The following is a 284-nucleotide window of genomic DNA, read 5'->3' as shown; positions in this document are numbered from 1 at the left end:
TCCGCGACCAGTTCCGAGGCCGGGGCATGGCCGATCGCCACGAAGAACCCCTCGCAGGGCAGGACCGTCTCGGCGCCGGTCTTCACGTTGCGGATCTTCGCGCCCGTGACGCCCAGCGGCATGTCGGTGCCCTGCACCTCGACCACCTCGCTGTCCCAGATCACCGAGATCTTCTCGTGCTTGAACAGCCGGTCCTGCATGATCTTCTCGGCCCGCAGGCTGTCGCGGCGATGGACCAGCGTTACCCTGGACGCGAAATTGGTCAGGAACAGCGCCTCTTCCAC

Annotated in this window: 1 protein-coding gene; it reads right to left on the bottom strand. The window is 65.8% G+C overall.

The annotated features are described in order from the left end of the window. Window positions 1-284 (bottom strand): NAD(P)/FAD-dependent oxidoreductase (locus JI664_RS23665; protein ID WP_207016246.1); only part of this gene is annotated, 284 nt, incomplete at both ends.

It is taken from the genome of Rhodobacter sp. NTK016B, assembly GCF_017303295.1.
Taxonomy (GTDB): Bacteria; Pseudomonadota; Alphaproteobacteria; order Rhodobacterales; family Rhodobacteraceae; genus Pararhodobacter.
The sequence above is the reverse complement of the archived record's forward strand: the minus strand, read 5'-3'. Positions and strand labels throughout refer to the sequence as shown.